Below are 1,442 nucleotides of genomic sequence, written 5' to 3'. Positions count from 1 at the left end.
AGCGAAGAACTTCTTTCAAATCGTCTTCTTTAAGACGACTTCTTCTGATGAGCTGTGCGTAATCGCGACTACCCAGCAGATTGATATAGTGGCTGACGACAAGCTTGGCTTGCGGTAGCCACTCAGTGTCGGGATCTAGTTGACGTAACTGAAGCATTAGACATTCTTGAAGGTCTTTTGCGCCCACGCCTGCTGGGTCAAAATGTTGAACACGCTTCAGAACTGCGTGAACTTCTTCTAGTTCGACTGGATCTTCATCTTCTTCGTTAAATAGACCTTGATGAATATCTTCAATGGTATTTTGTAGATAGCCTTCCATGTCAATCGCATCAATAATTGTTTCTGCAATTAAACGATCGCGGTCAGAAAATGGTGTTAGATTAAGTTGCCATAGCAGGTGATCATTCAGAGACTCGCTAATTGAATTTCTGCTTTCGAAATCGCTGTCGTTCTCATCTGGCATTGTGCCAGAGCTTGCTGGGCCACTTGTTTGGTAGATGTCTTCCCATGCAGTATCGACAGGTAAATCGGTTGGTATCGAATCGCTAAATTCATCGCGTTCGCTTTCGTGAAGATCTCGTGATGGCTCGACTTCTGAATTTGATACTTCGCTAGATTGTTCATTTTTTGAATTTTGCTCTGACTCGCTATTTGGCGTCTCAGGACTGTCTTCAATCATTTCTAGCATTGGGTTTGATTCCAATGCTTCTTGGATTTCCGCCTGAAGATCTAGAGTCGATAGCTGAAGCAGTTTAATAGCCTGCTGCAGCTGGGGCGTCATTGTAAGACTTTGCCCCATTTTGAGTTGTAGGGATGCCTTCATTACCATCAGTCGGTCATCCTAACTTTTTCAGTGTTTTTGTCATTGTCGAACGAATTCTCTATGTGCTTGTCCAGCACGTAATGTCATATCTTCTATTTTAAGAACTTCCGAGAAGAATTTGAACGAGTTTTTGATGAACTTAGTTAAACCTTTTTTCACTGGTAATTGCACAGGGAATTTGGTTTTAAATTGTAAATTCATCGCCAAGGTAAACCTCGCGCACCTTTTTGTTCTCTAATACTTGCTCAGACGAGCCTGATGCAATGATGTGTCCATTGCCAACAATATAGGCTTGTTCGCAAATGTCTAAGGTCTCTCTCACGTTGTGGTCGGTGATAAGTACGCCAATATCTCGGTCGCGAACTTGTCGCACTATTTGCTTGATGTCGCTTACTGAAATTGGATCAACCCCTGCAAAAGGTTCATCTAGTAGAATGAAATCTGGCTCCATTGCGAGAGCTCTCGCAATCTCGACGCGACGGCGCTCGCCCCCGGATAAAGCCATACCTTGGCTGTCGCGAATATGTTCTATATGAAATTCTTTTAGTAATTGATCGGCTTTTTCGCGTTGTTCGGCCTTGCTTAATTCTTTTCTCGTTTGCAGAACGCTCAGAATATT

At 43.1% G+C, this 1,442-nt stretch carries 1 protein-coding gene and 1 pseudogene; both read right to left on the bottom strand.

Features of this window, described 5'->3' with window-relative positions; translation table 11 throughout:
- A pseudogene (locus tag A3739_RS12845) lies at positions 1 to 823 on the bottom strand (RNA polymerase factor sigma-54); the annotation flags it as partial.
- A gap of 184 nt (positions 824 to 1,007) precedes the next feature.
- A partial coding sequence (locus tag A3739_RS12840) for an ATP-binding cassette domain-containing protein (protein ID WP_156502568.1) occupies positions 1,008 to 1,442 on the bottom strand: 435 nt, incomplete at its 5' end.

This window comes from Oleiphilus sp. HI0067 (assembly GCF_001635735.1).
This window is presented reverse-complemented; position numbering and strand designations above follow the sequence as displayed.